14 protein-coding genes and 1 pseudogene are annotated in these 14,906 nt (G+C 51.7%); 3 read left to right on the top strand and 12 right to left on the bottom strand.

Annotated elements, in window-relative coordinates; all coding sequences use genetic code 11:
• Positions 1 to 42 precede the first annotated feature (42 nt).
• From hflB to HFE64_02125, 5 genes and pseudogenes are all read right to left on the bottom strand, one after another.
• Complete coding sequence (hflB, locus tag HFE64_02145; GenBank protein MCI8632269.1) at positions 43 to 1,911, bottom strand: ATP-dependent zinc metalloprotease FtsH; 1,869 nt, start codon at positions 1,909 to 1,911, stop codon at positions 43 to 45.
• Between the two features lie 136 nt (positions 1,912 to 2,047).
• Entirely contained in the window at positions 2,048 to 2,854 is an 807-nt protein-coding gene (locus tag HFE64_02140; GenBank protein ID MCI8632268.1) for a GNAT family N-acetyltransferase, read from the bottom strand.
• Complete coding sequence (locus HFE64_02135) at positions 2,845 to 3,363, bottom strand: nitroreductase family protein (GenBank protein ID MCI8632267.1); 519 nt, start codon at positions 3,361 to 3,363, stop codon at positions 2,845 to 2,847. Before HFE64_02135 ends, HFE64_02140 begins: the two co-directional genes overlap by 10 nt.
• 75 nt (positions 3,364 to 3,438) lie before the next feature.
• Complete coding sequence (locus HFE64_02130) at positions 3,439 to 4,080, bottom strand: HAD-IA family hydrolase (GenBank protein MCI8632266.1); 642 nt, start codon at positions 4,078 to 4,080, stop codon at positions 3,439 to 3,441.
• 27 nt (positions 4,081 to 4,107) lie between these two features.
• A pseudogene (locus tag HFE64_02125) lies at positions 4,108 to 4,563 on the bottom strand (methylated-DNA--[protein]-cysteine S-methyltransferase).
• Positions 4,564 to 4,739: 176 nt separating this feature from the next.
• Here HFE64_02125 and HFE64_02120 point away from each other — a divergent pair.
• The gene (locus HFE64_02120; GenBank protein ID MCI8632265.1) at positions 4,740 to 5,336 is read left to right on the top strand and encodes a hypothetical protein; all 597 of its coding nucleotides are present in this window, start codon (positions 4,740 to 4,742) and stop codon (positions 5,334 to 5,336) included.
• Positions 5,337 to 5,395: 59 nt separating this feature from the next.
• On the opposite strand, the gene HFE64_02115 is transcribed toward HFE64_02120, so the two are convergent.
• Entirely contained in the window at positions 5,396 to 5,692 is a 297-nt protein-coding gene (locus HFE64_02115) for a DUF1292 domain-containing protein (GenBank protein MCI8632264.1), read from the bottom strand.
• A 59-nt stretch (positions 5,693 to 5,751) separates the two neighbouring features.
• Between HFE64_02115 and HFE64_02110 the strand changes: the two genes are divergently transcribed.
• Both HFE64_02110 and ant(6) read left to right on the top strand, forming a co-directional pair.
• On the top strand, positions 5,752 to 6,846 hold the full coding sequence (locus HFE64_02110) for an FkbM family methyltransferase (protein MCI8632263.1): 1,095 nt from the start codon (positions 5,752 to 5,754) through the stop codon (positions 6,844 to 6,846).
• Positions 6,847 to 6,858: 12 nt separating this feature from the next.
• Positions 6,859 to 7,707 carry an aminoglycoside 6-adenylyltransferase gene (ant(6), locus tag HFE64_02105; protein MCI8632262.1) on the top strand — a complete coding sequence of 283 codons (849 nt, stop codon included), beginning with the start codon at positions 6,859 to 6,861 and terminating at the stop codon, positions 7,705 to 7,707.
• A gap of 83 nt (positions 7,708 to 7,790) precedes the next feature.
• Here the strand turns inward: ant(6) and HFE64_02100 are convergent, their stop codons facing one another.
• Genes HFE64_02100 through HFE64_02075 form a run of 6 tightly spaced genes read right to left on the bottom strand, consistent with a single transcriptional unit; the run spans position 7,791 to position 14,491 of the window.
• Complete coding sequence (locus HFE64_02100) at positions 7,791 to 8,162, bottom strand: metal-dependent transcriptional regulator (GenBank protein MCI8632261.1); 372 nt, start codon at positions 8,160 to 8,162, stop codon at positions 7,791 to 7,793.
• Between the two features lie 12 nt (positions 8,163 to 8,174).
• On the bottom strand, positions 8,175 to 9,332 hold the full coding sequence (locus HFE64_02095; protein ID MCI8632260.1) for a Gfo/Idh/MocA family oxidoreductase: 1,158 nt from the start codon (positions 9,330 to 9,332) through the stop codon (positions 8,175 to 8,177).
• Positions 9,333 to 9,359: 27 nt separating this feature from the next.
• Positions 9,360 to 10,103: a glycerophosphodiester phosphodiesterase gene (locus HFE64_02090; protein ID MCI8632259.1), complete on the bottom strand. Its 744-nt coding sequence runs from the start codon at positions 10,101 to 10,103 to the stop codon at positions 9,360 to 9,362.
• A gap of 3 nt (positions 10,104 to 10,106) precedes the next feature.
• On the bottom strand, positions 10,107 to 11,180 hold the full coding sequence (locus tag HFE64_02085) for a M42 family metallopeptidase (protein ID MCI8632258.1): 1,074 nt from the start codon (positions 11,178 to 11,180) through the stop codon (positions 10,107 to 10,109).
• A gap of 22 nt (positions 11,181 to 11,202) precedes the next feature.
• Positions 11,203 to 12,606 carry a rhamnulokinase gene (locus tag HFE64_02080; GenBank protein ID MCI8632257.1) on the bottom strand — a complete coding sequence of 468 codons (1,404 nt, stop codon included), beginning with the start codon at positions 12,604 to 12,606 and terminating at the stop codon, positions 11,203 to 11,205.
• 4 nt (positions 12,607 to 12,610) lie between these two features.
• Positions 12,611 to 14,491 carry a DUF4838 domain-containing protein gene (locus HFE64_02075; GenBank protein ID MCI8632256.1) on the bottom strand — a complete coding sequence of 627 codons (1,881 nt, stop codon included), beginning with the start codon at positions 14,489 to 14,491 and terminating at the stop codon, positions 12,611 to 12,613.
• Between the last annotated feature and the right edge of the window lie 415 nt (positions 14,492 to 14,906).

Below are 14,906 nucleotides of genomic sequence, written 5' to 3'. Positions count from 1 at the left end.
AGCGCCTAGTCTTGCTGTTCCTCCTGTCTTGCCATTTTAATTTTACTCTTTTTCGCTCTCCTCAGCCGTTTCTACCTCTGTATGCAGTACATCCATAAATTCATCGCCTGTAATGGTCTCATACTGATACAGATACTGCGCCAGCGAGTTAAGCTCCTTCATATGCGAGCGCAGCAGCCCTTCCGCCTTGGCATATTGCTCCTTGACAAGCGCCACCACCTTGCGGTCAATTTCAGTCGCCGTCTCCGGCGAACAGGCTAGGGACGCATCTCCGCCCAGATACTGATTACTCATCGTTTCCAGCGCCACCATGCCAAACTCCTCGCTCATACCAAAGCGCGTAACCATCGCCCGCGCCAGCTTAGTCGCCTGCTCAATATCATTGGCAGCGCCCGTAGTCACCGAATGGAAAATCAGCTCCTCCGCCACGCGCCCGCCTGTATAAGTCGCAATCTTATTTTCCAGCTCCTCCTTCGACATCAGGTTGTGATCATCCTGCTCCACCTGCATCGTATATCCCAGCGCACCAGAAGTACGCGGCACAATCGTAATTTTCGTCACCGGTGCCGAATGGCTTTGCAGCGCTGCGACCAGCGCATGACCAATTTCGTGATACGCCACCACCATCTTCTCATGATCCGACAAAATCGCATTCTTCTTCTGATATCCTGCGATCACGACCTCAACGCTTTCCTCCAGATCCGACTGCGTCACATATTTACGCCCGGCCCGCACCGCACGCAACGCCGCCTCATTCACCATATTGGCAAGCTCCGCACCAGAAGCGCCGGCCGCCATCTTGGCAATAGCTGCAAAATTCACCTTATCGCCAATCTTCACCTTTTTAGCATGCACCTTCAGAATGGCCTCACGCCCGGCCAGATCCGGCAGCTCCACCGGGATCCTGCGGTCAAAGCGCCCCGGGCGCAAAAGTGCTGGATCGAGCGAATCCGGACGGTTGGTTGCCGCGAGGATGATGACACCCTTTCTGGCATCAAAGCCATCCATCTCCGTGAGAAGCTGATTGAGCGTTTGTTCCCGTTCATCATTACCGCCGATGTTGGCAGCTGTATCCCTCTTCTTGCCGATCGTATCGATCTCATCAATAAACACAATACACGGAGCCTTTTCATTGGCCTGTTTAAACAGGTCGCGCACCTTAGCCGCTCCCATGCCGACAAACATTTCTACAAATTCAGAACCGGAAATAGAGAAAAACGGCACATTCGCCTCGCCGGCAACTGCCTTTGCCAAAAGAGTTTTACCTGTTCCCGGAGGGCCAACCAGCAGCGCCCCTTTAGGAATCGAAGCACCAATCTCTGCATACCGCCCCGGATTATGCAGATAATCCACAATCTCGGTCAGCAGCTCCTTGGCTTCATCCTCGCCTGCCACATCACTAAAGCGAATGCCGTCGGTTGACTGCACATAAACCTTCGCATTGCTCTTTCCAAATGACATTACATTGCCGCCGCCAAGGCCGCCCGCGCCTCCCATCTTCTTCATCACAGAGTTCATCAGGAATCGGCCCAGAAGAGCAAAAATGAGCAGCGGCAGCACCCAGCTCAGCAAAATACTAAGAAACGGCGACATCTCCTCGACAATGGGCGCACCATAGGTGGCAATGCCGGCCTGTTCCAGCCGGTCCACCAGAAACGGATCCTCCATGCGTCCCGTTGTATAGTACTTTTTAGGCTCGCTGTTATCGGAAAATACGATCTCAGTATCTGTCACCTGTACTTCCGTCAGCTTTCCTTCCTTAGCCATTTTTAAAAACTGCCCGTAATCCGCCTCTTCCACCTGCGGCGAAAGCATACGGGGGAATACAAACATATTGAGCAGCATCATCACGACCATCACGATTAGCAAATAATATAATAACGGTCTTTTGGGAGTCTTTACTTCTTCCATTCCTCTTCCCTTTCTTTTCTGCCTGTTATTTACTTCAGAATATTCTATCTTTTCTTTATGAATAGCCAGCAACTAAAATTTGAACTTTTTGTGAAAAAAGATCGACACAACTCACTTTGCATCGATCCTTCTTGCTTTATATGTTTTTACTGGCAAATGCATATGTACCCTCAACAACCCATTTCATATTATGATAAGCGCGAATGGCCTGATTGCCAACCATCACCCATAAATAGCACTTTTCATATCCTCTCTGCTGCAGCGTATTGACAGAAAAAGAAAGCATGGCCCGTCCCCAGCCCTGTCCTTGCTTGTCCGCTCGCACGGCCAGTCTTCGGATTTCATTGTCCTGCAAAAAAGCTACGGCAACGATCGCTCCCTCTTCCCGGCACACAAAAATATCCTGCTGCGCTTCCCGGTAATGAGCCCTTTCTTCTTCATTGGATTCCCGCTTTTCCGCAAAGGCTTCATTTAGAAGCGCATGGATCTCTTCATAATATTCATCCTGATATGGGGCAAATTCCCCCTTTTGCACCTCCAATGCTTCGCCCTCATATGACATATAGCGAACCATATGCACAGGCTCCAGTCCTTTGGCTTTAGCAAAAAGCTCACCCTCTGTGCCCAGCTCATACATAGAAGCCAGCTTTTGAATTCCTTCTTCCTTCATAGCCTCCTGCAAACGCCAAAGCAGTGTTGTGCCAATGCGTTTTCTTCTATACACAGGACAGACATATACACCGCAGCTTGCCCGGCCGTTTTCATTCGCCGCTGCGCGAAAGCCGCAGCCTACAATCTCCTGCCCTTCTAGTGCAACCAGCCCATACTGCGGAAAATGACGCATACAATACGTCAATGTGCCATGGGTTAGATGCGCCTGCTCAAGAAGCTTCCATACAGCTTCCCGATCCTGCTCCTGATAGGCCCGGTACATCACTTCCATATGATATTCTCCTGATTTCTCGGCTTTGCCTGCGGCGCTTCGCTGCCATGGCCTACGGCAAGGCCCAGCACAAACTCATAGTCCTGCGGAAGCTGCAGCTTTTTCTGCCACTTTTGCTCCCCTTCCTGCGATTTTAAATAGTCATATACACAGCCAATAACGACAGAATCAAGGCCAAGAGCCTTTGCGGCGAGCGCCGCATTCTCCACCGCAAGGGCGGCATTGCAGGCCCCCCATTTGTTTTCTTTTTTTGCATAGAAAAAGAGAAAACACGGCGCCTGATAATAAAAGCCGCTGCGGCCGGCATCCTCCGCCAGCTCTGCAATGAGTGCTGCATCCTGCGTCGCTACTATGCGGGTCGTCTGCTGGTTCAGGGCAGAGGGCGCCCAAAGCGCACACTGCACAATGGTCTGGAGCTCGCTTTCTGTCAGCCTTTCATCCGTATATGCACGCACACTGCGCCGCTCTAGGATTGCATCCACAACCTCATTATGAATCATTGCCTGCATCTATAGAATCTCCATTTCAAAACAAATATACTTTAAAACTTATTGTACTAAAAGCCCTTCTAAAATGCAAGACATTTATCGTGTCAGCAGCAAATGCCTTAATTCACAGATATCGGCCGCTATCGCATCCGCTCCGGCGCTTTCCAGCTCTCCCGGCTCCGCATACCCAAAACGCACGCCGATGCTTTTGACTCCGCAGGCTTTGGCGCCTTGCACATCCTGCCGCCGGTCTCCGACCATGGTCACCTGATCGCGCCTATCCTGCATATCCAGACGGTGCAGCGCCTCCTCTATCACTTCTGCCTTCTGACTGCGGCGCCCATCCAGCTCGCTGCCCACGATCTCTTCAAAGTAGGCAGTCAGTTCATATTTTTTCAATATTTTCTTTGCAAACACAGTCGGCTTTGAGGTCGCGACCGCCAGTGTTTTCCCGGCGGCCCGCAGCTCCGTAAGAAGCTCCTTCACTCCCTCAAACACGCGGTTCTCATATAGCCCTACTTCACTAAAGCGTTCGCGGTATTTGCACACGGCATGCTCTGCCTCCGGCTCATCCATCCCATAGTACTCCTGAAAGCTTTCCTTAAGCGGCGGCCCGATAAAGCATACAAGCGCCTCCAGATCAGGCTCCATAATCCCAAAATCTGCCAGCGCATACTGCACGCTTTTAGTAATCCCCTCTTTAGGATCTGTCAGCGTCCCATCCAAATCAAACAAAATGTGGGTCTGTCCCTCTTGCCTACACCTGCTTCGCTTTTCCAGCGCCAGCAAAAATGCTTTCTCATCGCTGCGTCCGCCATAGCCGCCCAGTCCGCCGCTTGCGCTCACCACCCGGTGACATGGCACAATGATCGGAAAGGGCGTCTGTGCCATCGCACCTCCCACCGGCCGCGCTGCCCGCGGCTTTCCAAGCATTTGCGCTACCTCCCGATAGCTGCGTGTCTGCCCATACGGAATCTGCTGCACTGCCTGCCAGACTCTTTTTTGAAATGCCGTCCCCTGCGCCGGATCCAGCGGCAGATCAAAAGCCCGGCGCTCGCCGGCAAAATATTCCGCAAGCTGCCTTTGGGCCAGCCTTGCGAGCGGCGTATCCATGACTGGGTAGGCCGGCTCGTCCATCCGCTCAAGAGAATGAATTGCCTGTTCTGTACAGACAACAGTCAACCGCCCCACCGGCGTATCACAAACTGTCTGATATAACATAAACTGCTCCTTTATGATAAAATAAGCGATACACAAATGTACGCATATAAAACTATAAACAAAATGAATTTAGATAGTGAAAAATCAGCGGCTTTATGATAAAATAAGCGCAGCTAGATATATTTTGGCTAATCAAGCGTACAAGAAAACAAGTTCAATTTTAGAGGGGGATCACCATGAAAAAACAATTTTTATTATGCACGTCTTGCATACTGTCTGTTCTGCTTTTCCTCACGGCCTGCACAGCTTTGCCGCCAGTCTCTTCCGAGAGTTCCTCCGCAAACTCCTCGCGGCCGGATATTTCATTGCCGTCCAATTCCACTCCCGAGAGCTCCGCTACTACCGACTCTGATTCATCAGAGATGCAGTTCTACGACGGACGAATCGGCGACAAGCTCTCCACTGCCTTCTTTGATTTTACCGTTGACTCTGTAGAGCTTGCGGAAAACATTCCTGCCGAGCAGGGTATGATGATTTTAGATGTCGTCATCACTGTTAAAAACACCTTTGGCGATCAAATTCCCATGTTCTACAACGATTTCCAGATGCAGTACGGCGAAGGCGACTATGACTGCTGCTACAGCATCATCGATGAAACCGTACCTGCGGACACCGTCCCTGAGCAATATACTCTGAAGCGCGCCGAAACCGCCACCTATCATTATTATTTCTCCGTCCCGCAGGACGCTACCGATTTTGCCGTCGCTTACTTAGAGGTTTATGATGATGATTCAACCGGAGACGCCTTCTTCATCTACTTTGAACGGCAATAAATTCTTTTAAATGAGTTAAACAAAAGAAGGTGCCCTTTTCGTATCGGGGCACCTTTTCTTTAATCTGCAAAATCAAAAAAGTCTGCATTTCTCTTTTGAAACTCGCTGTATACCGCGTCCAGCTCCTCTTCGCTCTCCAGACCGACATACGTCTCTGTCTCGCCGTCCTCATCCGGCACAATCCTGTACAGCTGCACCATATCGCCCTCTTCATCTTCTTCCTCTGCCGGAACAATGGCAATATATTCATTTCCATTATATGGCACAACATCCAATAATTCAAACTGCACTTCATTTCCCTGCTCATCCGTCAAAGAAATAATGCTATTCATCTCTTCCTTTTCCTGATCACTCATTAAAAAATTCCCTTTCTCATTATTCTTAGTATCATGCTTCAGTATATCACACTTATTCTTTGAAAGAAAGGATTATTTTATTTATGGCATTTACCCTCTCTTCCTTACTGCAATCCTCTCCAACCGTCTGGGAACGCCTGCAAAACGCCTCTCTGCCCATCGTTTTTTACGGCACAGGGGACGGAGCCGACAAAATCATCAGTGTCATGCAGGCTGCCTCCATTCCTCTGCATGCCATCTTTGTAAGCGATGATTTCTATCGGGGCCAGCATTTTCACGGTTTGCCCGTCACCACTCTGGCTCAGCTCGAAACTGCTCTGTCCGATTTCATCATCGTCGTCGCCTTTGGCTCCCATCTTCCCGAAATCATAGACCGGGTAACCGCTATGGCGCAAAAACATCCCCTTGTCATTCCCGACGTTCCCGTCTATGGTCATACCCTGTTCAACCGCTCCTTCGCTCACTCCCATGCCGCCGAGCTCGAAGCCGCCTATGCCCTGCTCGCCGACGACGCCTCACGTCAAGTATTTGAGCAGGTTTTAACCTATAAGCTCACCGGTGCCCTCACGCCGCTCCTGCAAAGCGCATCGCCCAAGCAAGAAGTCTTTTCTGAGCTGCTTCCCCTGCATGATCATGAGAACTACCTTGATCTAGGCGCCTATCGCGGCGATACCATTCAGGAATTTCTCACCGCCACGGGCGGAAAGTATGACGCCATCACAGCCTTAGAGCCAGACGCTCGCAGCTTCAAAAAATTAACGCAGTTTTCGCAGCCTCTTGCCGCCGTGCGGCCCATGTGCTGCGGCGTGTCCGACCGCAATGAGGTGATTTATATGAAAACTGGGCGTGGGCGCGGCTCCTCTGCCTCTGCAGCCTCCGGCGTTACGCCGGTCCAAATGACGACTATCGACTCGCTTTCGCTGCCGGTCAGCTATCTGAAAATGGATGTGGAGGGTTTTGAAGCTGCTGCTCTGCGCGGCGGTGCTGACACGCTGAAACGGCTGAAGCCCAAGCTCAATATTGCCTGCTATCACCGCAGTGAGGATCTGTATCTTCTGCCGCTGCTGATCCACGAGCTGCAGCCTGCCTATCAGATTTTTATGCGGCGCCACCCCTGCCTGCCCTGCTGGGATCTGAATCTGTACTGCCGATGAAAGGAGAGAAATATGAGAACTGAATCACAGATGTATGAGCTAATTTTAGGCTTTGCCCAAAATGATGAGCGTATCCGCCTTGTCACGCTGGAGGGCTCCCGCACTAATGTGCATATTCCGCGGGATGATTTTCAGGATTATGATATTACCTTTTTTGTCACAGATATGGAAAGCTTTATTCGGGATGATGCCTGGCTGGACGTGTTTGGCAGACGCCTGATTCTGCAGAAACCGGAGGATATGGAGCTTTTTCCTGCTGAGGAAAGTGGTTTTTCCTATCTGATGCTCTTTGAGGATGATACCAAGATGGATCTTTCTCTACTGCCGGTTGATATGCTTGAGGATTACTTAACCTGGGATAAGCTGGTGCAGGTGCTGCTGGATAAGGATGCGCGCATTGCCTGTCCTCCTGTGCCCACAGATGCTGATTACCATCTGCAGCGGCCGACCGCGAGGATGTTTGACGATTGCTGCAATGAATTTTGGAATACCACAACCTATGTGGTCAAGGGGCTCTGCCGCCGCGAGATTTTATTTGCGATCGACCATCTGAATGAGATCGTGCGCAAGGAGCTCCTGCGCATGCTCTCATGGAGCGTGGGAATAGAATATGGCTTTGATTTCAGTATTGGCAAGAATTATAAATTCATTCAGCAGTATCTCCCTGCCGCGGTCTGGGAACGGCTTTTAAAGACCTACCGCATGGATTCTTATCCGCAGATGTGGCATGCGCTGGAGGAATGTCTGGCTCTGTTCCGTGAAACCTCTAAGGCTGTGGCTGAGTATTTTGCTTATCCGTATCCCGCGTATGACCAAAATATTACGGCCTATACGGTGCGGCAAAAAGAACGCTACTCATAATGCTATAAATTGGATTATCGAAAAAATAGAGGGTATCCCAAAAGTCATAAAAAGACTTAAGGGATACCCCTCTTTGATTTATTTTAGAAGCTCTGCTGCGCCGCCCAGCCCTTTAGCTTTTCAAAGGTATCCTGACTGATATCATGCTCAATCCGGCAGGCCTCCTCCAGTGCCGTTTGCTCCTCTACGCCGATCTGCATCAGCAGCTTGGAAATAAGCAGATGCCTTTCATAGATCTGGCTGGCAATTTTATGTCCTTCCTCTGTCAGCGTAATGTAGCCATCGCTGTCCATCTGAATCTGTCCCTTTTCTCTGAGGTTTTTCATCGCGATGCTTACGCTGGGCTTGCTGAAATTCATTTCATTGACAATATCAATGGAACGAACCTGCTGCTGCCTGCGGCTCAAAATCAGAATAGTCTCTAAATAATCTTCCGCCGATTCCTGAATCCTTATCACTCTATCACCTTATATTTCCGGGACTTCGATCTTAACCTCGCAGCCTGCTTCAGCAGATCTGCGGATTCCGTCGATAATCGCCTGATTATAAATGATCTGTTCTGTCGGAACAGGCGCCTTGCCGCCGTTTCTTGCTGCATCCAGGAAAGAACGGATTTTCTTATAGAAAAGCTCGCCCGTATTGCTTTCGATAATCGGGATCTCCGTATCCACCTGCGCCTGGCCGGCTACCTCATGATAAATCTTCATCGGGCCGCCCACCGTACCGTTCCAGCATTCGGTAGAAGGAATCCGCAGGCCGCCCTTGGTGCCCAGAATGATGGTATCACCGGGTGTATCCAGATTCATAGCCCACGCAATCCGAAAGTCCAGAATGATCCCTCCCTCCAAACGGATGAAGGCAGCAGCGAAATCATCAACGCTAAACTTTTCCGCATACTCCGGATGATCCGGATAGTAACCGGGCTGCGTGCCAAAGAAGGCCGACTTATATCCCGATACCGTCAGCGGTTTAGGATACCCAATCGCATTTAATACCATATCCAAGCTATAGCAGCCGATATCTCCCAATGCGCCGATGCCTGCGGTTTTATCCTCAATAAAGGATGTGCCATAGGGTGTGGGAATCCCGCGCCGGCGGCCGCCGCCTGTCTGAATATAATACACCTGACCAAGCTCTCCGGATTCTACGATTTTTTTAATCATCTGCATGTTGGCATCCAGACGGGGCTGGAACCCAATCGACAGAATCTTGCCGCTTTCCTTTTCTGCCTTTCTCATCTGCACCGCTTCCTCAAGCGTAACACACATGGGCTTTTCGCATAAAACATGAACGCCCTTTTTCAGCGCGGCAATCGTGCACTCGGCATGCGTTCTGTTATAGGTACAAATGCTGACGGCATCCAGCTCCTCATTGTCCAGCATGCTCTGATGATCCGGATAGCAGCGCACCCCTTCCAGACCCTGTGCTTTGCAGAAGGCCTCTGCCTTTCCGGGTACCAAATCTGCCGCTGCCACGATTTCAATGTCAGGACAGCGCTTATAGCTTGTCGCATGCGCCTCTGCGATCCAGCCAGTACCGATGATACCAATCTTCAGCTTGGGAAGCGCTGCATAATCCTGTGTATTTTCAATGCTTTCTTTAAATCTGTCTAAAATATCCGCCATCGTATTAAGCTCCTTTCATCTGCCTTTTTAATTATTATAGGATTCCCCAAAGTTGATGTCAATGCCTTTGATGATTTTAAGCGCTGGCCGCGGATCGTTACACGTCATCAGCGTAAACCCGCTTTCAATCGCCAGTCTCGCGGCTTCCTCCGTATCGGGACACCAGCACCATGGATCAATTCCCTGTGCCCTTAGCTGCTCAGAGATCACACTGCTCACATCCTTCATACCGGTTCCAATACTATAATAATGCCGTTCGCAGCCGGGTTCCCAGTACTTCAGATCATGCTGCAAAAAGCCCTGCGTTTTCACGCCATAGCGCTCATGCGCATAGGTTGTCACCCGGCAGTCAAAGCAAGCAATCACATACTGATCTGAGAGTCCGTAGTCTGCAAGCATAGCAATGGTCCGATCCAGCACCTGCGGGCGATAATCCTTCATCTCTACATTCAGCATCAGATCCGTGCCCTTGACTAAGTCTAATAGCTCAGACAAAAGCGGAATCCGCTCTCCGCTGCCTGCATCCAAGCGGCGCAGCTCAGCCAGCGTCTTCTCCTCCACGGATCCATGCCCATTGGTCGTCCGATCGAGCAAAAGATCATGCATCAGTACCAAATGACCATCTGCCGTCATATGCACATCGGTCTCAATTCCGTCTACGCCCAGTGCAATCGCCTTTTCAAAGGAAAGCATGGTATTTTCAGGCCAGAGCGCCTTCGCGCCCCGGTGGCCCACAACCCAGACCCGGTCTCTTCCCTGCATCCACTCCATCAATTAAAACCCCTTGATCGTTTCTTCGTTCAGCCGCTGGAGAATCTCCATGACCAGCTCGACTGTTTTCTCAAAATCATCCATCGCCGTAAAGCAGTGATGACTATGTGTATAGCGCACGGGCACGCTGATCACAATCGTGGGCACGCCGCCCTCGAACACATGGAAGATGGCTCCGTTGGTTCCGCCGCCTTTACGCACCGCTTCCTGAGCCGGGATGCCCTTTTCCTCTGCCGTGTCCAGCGCATAGCGGATAAAGCGCGGATTCGTGATCATGCCTACGTCCATATGGCGCAGCATGGGCCCGCGGTGGAGCCCGGTCTGAATCTTATACTCCGGTGTAAAGGTATCATCTGCGGGTGCGCCTTCAATGGCGATGGCAATGGCCGGCCTCACCCGTCCGATGGCCGCCTTGGCACCGCGTTCTCCTACCTCCTCTTGCGAGGTGAGCGTGCCTACCACATCTACCGCCAGCTTTTTGCCGGCCAGCCGGCGCAGTGCTTCTAGCACCACGGCGCAGCCGATGCGGCAGTCAAAGGCCTTGCCAAGCCATACGCCGTTTGTTTCGTTGTACTCTGCCGTGACATCCGGCACCACGGGCGCGCCTACACTGATTTTAAAATCACGGATTATCTCTTCTTTGGAAACGGCGCCCACATCGATCACCATCTGATCGATCGCGGTTTCACGGCCTTTTTCAGCAGCCGTCATGAAATGCGGCGGCGTGCTGGCTACAATGCCAGATATATACTTTCCGTCCCTATTTTTAATTTTGACCTTATGCGCGGGCACTGTGTTCGGCGTCCACGCGCCGAGCGGCAAAAATTCCAGTGTACCGTTCGGACGGATGGCCTGCACGATGAAGCTTGTTTCGTCGCTGTGAGCGTCCAGCATGAGCACCGGATGCTGCCCGTCGTTTTCTTTGCGGTATAAAAACAGATTGCGCATGCTGTCTTCTTCAATATGGCTGGTCACGTCCTGCGCATAGCGGCGGGCCACCGTGAGCACTTCATCCTCGAAACCGGAAGCGCCGAATGCGTTTGACAATTCTTCGATCATCGTATGTGTCTGATTCATTTTCTTATATTCTCCTTTTATTTTATCCTTCATAGCGGCGCAGCGATACGGCCCGGCCGATCTGCTGTCTGCCCTCTTCAAGAGATGACAGCTCTCCCAGCGCCATCTGCTGCAATAAAATATTGCCATAGGCAGCTGCCTCAATGGGACCTGTGATCACAGGCCGCCCTGTCTTTTGCGCTGTCAGTCGGCAGAGCAGCTCATCCTGAATTCCGCCGCCTACCATGTGAATGGCCTGCACCGCCTGCCCTGTGGCATGCTCCATGGCAAGAATGCACTGCCGATATTTTTCGGTTAAGCCCTCGTATACGGCGGCGGCAATTTCTCCCCGCGTCTGCGGCTCACCCTGTCCATGTGCTTTGCAGTGCTGTTTCACGGCCTTTTCCATACTGATCGGCGCGGTAAATTCCTCTGCGTCAGGATCAATGATAAATCCGGCATCCAGCGCCTTCTCTGCCTCCTGGATCATGGTTGGAAAATCGGTATGCCATTCCTTTCTCAGCTGCTGCAGCACCCAGAGGCCGCAGATATTTTTTAAAAATTTGATTTTCCGGCATACGCTGCCCTCATTGGCAAAATTTTCTTCATAGGCCGCTTCATTGATAAGCGGCTCCTCTAGCTCCAGCCCCATGAGCGACCATGTACCGCTGCTTAAAAAGGCCTGCTTTTCCCCGGTAAACGGGATGCCTGCCAGCGCAGAGGCTGTGTCGTGGCTGCCTACCAGCGCCACCGGCACCGCGCCCAGTCCGGTCTCCTGCTGCACCTCTGGCAGCAGTGTGCCGAGGATCTGCCCCGGCATCCGGATTTCCGGCAGCAATGCTTTGGGGAAGGGTAAGCGCGCTAAAATTTCATCTGACCAGTCTCTGGTTTTCGCATCCACCAGCATAGAGGTAGAAGCCACGGTATATTCACAGGCTATCTCGCCTGTGAGAAAATATCCTAAAAGGTCGGGCATAAATAAAAGCTTCTTAGCCGCCTTTAAGAGCTGCGGCCGCTTGGTGACATCATAATAAAGCTGATAAGCCGTGTTGAGGCTGACCTTCTGCAATCCTGCCAGCTGATATATCTCTTTAAAATCCACCGGCCAGCTTTCCATGGCCCACTGATTTTTAGGATCCCGGTAGCAAAACGGCATGGCCAGCAGCGATCCGTCCTCCGCCAGATACCCGTAATCAACACCCCAAGTATCAATGCCGATGCAGGCCGCCTCCAGTCCGGCCTCGGCCGCCTTTTTTAATCCTGTTTTCATCTCGCTGAGCAGATAGGGCAGATCCCAGTACAGCCGCTCTCCCATGCGCACCGGCGCATTGGAGAATCGATGGAGTTCTGTAAGAGTCAGCTTCTCCTTCTGGTACATTCCAGCCATCAGCCGCCCGGAGGAGGCCCCCAGATCAAAGGCCAGATAGGCTCTGTTTTCTGCGCCCATCCTCTTACGCCTCCTTAAACCGGGTATACACCTGCGTCACCTCAACTATGCGGTATACGTCCAGCGATTTCTGGAATTCCGGCTCATTCTCGCGCACCAGATCGGTAAATTCTCGATAAGCCTCTTTCGTATCTTTTCCCTCTGCGCGCAGGAGCATGGCATGAGTTAGCTTCTCTACATAGTCCTTATGATAAGAAAGCTCCCGCCAAAACCGCCTGTTCACCGGGGCAAGCTCGCCTGCCAGCGTTTCCTCTATCACCGGCGCAAATGCCTTTGTCAGCGTCAGCACCTTTTCAAACCGCTCCTTCATGTCGGCGCTTTGCGCCTCGCGGTAACCGACAAAGTAATCAATATCATATAAATCAGAGAGCTGCTCCAGATAGGCGAAGACCTGCGATCCCTTTGCGCCATAGGCGCTCTGATAATAATCGGAAGCGATCTCGTCAAAGGCAAGGCTGGTATCCATGCTGGTCTGTCCCATCACATAGTTGGGCAGCGCATTGGGCAGAAAGGCCCGCAGCTCCTGACAGCTATTGATGCCGTTCATGCCGAGGCCTTTGTGTGCTTTAAGGTCCTCGCTGATAATCCGCGACAGACGGACATAGCCGGGGTCGCCGTAATGGGCCTTGCCCAGATGATAATCGTAAATAAAGCTGTCGCATGAAACCTTTTCCTGCCATCCCTTCAGCATGGTGAGATTATCCTCCATGCTGCGCGGCATTTTGATATGGTTGAGCACATAGGGAGGCGCAGGCGGCAGCTCACCGGCCTGTTGATAGGATTTCATGAAGGTGCGCGTGATCGGCGCGAACATGAGCACAAAGCGATCGGGATTATGCAGCGTCTCGGTCTCGGGCGCCCACAAAAGCTCCTGATAAAGGAGGAAAACCAGCTTGGTATCAAACCCTTCGCGTGTCAGCTTTTCGTCCACCACATTCATCATATGGATATAATGATCGGTGAGGATCTTTTTCCTGCACTGCTCGCATTCACAGGCATTGTTGAACATGTCCGCCAGCCACAGATGCAGATAGTCCGCTTCCGGATGCTCGCGCACATACGCCAGCACTTTCTCGCTGTAAAGCTCCACCACCTGCGGATTGGAATAGCACAGATTGGTATTGGTCGGCACGCCGCCAAACAGCTCGCGCTTTCCGCCGATCTCAGCCAGCAGCGCCATCTTCTCCGGCGGCAGCTGCGTGTCGTCGGTCTCCCAGCCCGTGGCCGTATAGCCCAGCGCCTCGCCTGTCCAGCCATGCCCCACGCGGTGCTGCAAAATGCCGCGCTGCTCCATGGCATCGCTCAGCACCGCATCCACCGCGATCGACTGCTCCATGCTCCAGCGCTGCGGCGCAAGCTTGGGACTCCGCACATGATCATACCAGCGCTGCAAAAACTGATGCGGATATTTAAACTGCAGGAAAAAGCTGTTGAACCCGATCTTGGGCGACCAATCAATAAAATCCAGAATATTTTCGACAGAGGTAGCCCCTTCGATGCATGCGCCTCTGTGCCGCAGACTGGCTTTATGCGCGCAGTGCGCGAAAAACTCTTCGGCGCGCTGCTTTTGGGGCACGATCTCATATTCGGCGCCCGGCCGCAGGAAGCGGCAGCCGATCTCCGTGAGGTAGCGATACACGCCCAGCAGCACGCTGCGCGCATTGCTGCCGAAAATGCAGGCTCCCTTTTCATCCACCTCAATATAGTAAGCGTCATCCAGCTTTGCATCCGGCAGATCAGTAATGCCATAGGGCGTTAGGTCTTCTATGCCTATTCGCCATGTGCTTGGCAGTATTTCCTCTGATCCCATGCGGCCCAAATAGCTCTTCAGCTCCGCCGCGGCCATCTCGACCGGCCGCGCCTGTGTCGTGATCTCGATATTCATTGGCTTCCTCCCGTTTATGCTTGTATTTATGCCCATTATACGGCTCGCGTTTGGAAGTGTCAATGGCGGATTCCCGATCTGTGAACAGCCGTTTTAACAGTACACAGTTGCCCATCTGGCTTATGCCGAAAATTAACTACTCTTTTCCCTTTTTTCAACGTTGCTACCTGTGTATCCCACTGCTTTTAACGTATCTAATCCGCCATTTTCTCCGTTATTTTAGCACGACATAGCCTATTCAACGGGCAAATCTATCGATTTGACCCGTTAAAATCTACTTTTTCCTAGTCACTTAACGTGCCTATAGCCCCTCGGAGCCCGTTAATTTCTCTATTTTTTCGCGCGCTAACTGGCCATCTTGCCGCTTCAGTCGCCACTGGCGGAACTCGGCCATATAGCTGAACTTTTTCCACCG

The organism is Lachnospiraceae bacterium, from assembly GCA_022794035.1.
Taxonomy (GTDB): Bacteria; Bacillota; Clostridia; order Lachnospirales; family Bianqueaceae; genus CALWPV01.
This window is presented reverse-complemented; position numbering and strand designations above follow the sequence as displayed.

Bases quoted from the DNA above. Each gene is read 5' to 3' on its own strand.
- hflB (MCI8632269.1), bottom strand. From the start codon at position 1,911: ATGGAAGAAGTAAAGACTCCCAAAAGACCGTTATTATATTATTTGCTA.
- HFE64_02140 (MCI8632268.1), bottom strand. From the start codon at position 2,854: ATGGAAGTGATGTACCGGGCCTATCAGGAGCAGGATCGGGAAGCTGTA.
- HFE64_02135 (MCI8632267.1), bottom strand. From the start codon at position 3,363: ATGCAGGCAATGATTCATAATGAGGTTGTGGATGCAATCCTAGAGCGG.
- HFE64_02120 (MCI8632265.1), top strand. From the start codon at position 4,740: ATGAAAAAACAATTTTTATTATGCACGTCTTGCATACTGTCTGTTCTG.
- HFE64_02115 (MCI8632264.1), bottom strand. From the start codon at position 5,692: ATGAGTGATCAGGAAAAGGAAGAGATGAATAGCATTATTTCTTTGACG.
- HFE64_02095 (MCI8632260.1), bottom strand. From the start codon at position 9,332: ATGGCGGATATTTTAGACAGATTTAAAGAAAGCATTGAAAATACACAG.
- HFE64_02090 (MCI8632259.1), bottom strand. From the start codon at position 10,103: ATGGAGTGGATGCAGGGAAGAGACCGGGTCTGGGTTGTGGGCCACCGG.
- HFE64_02085 (MCI8632258.1), bottom strand. From the start codon at position 11,180: ATGAATCAGACACATACGATGATCGAAGAATTGTCAAACGCATTCGGC.
- HFE64_02080 (MCI8632257.1), bottom strand. From the start codon at position 12,606: ATGGGCGCAGAAAACAGAGCCTATCTGGCCTTTGATCTGGGGGCCTCC.
- HFE64_02075 (MCI8632256.1), bottom strand. From the start codon at position 14,491: ATGAATATCGAGATCACGACACAGGCGCGGCCGGTCGAGATGGCCGCG.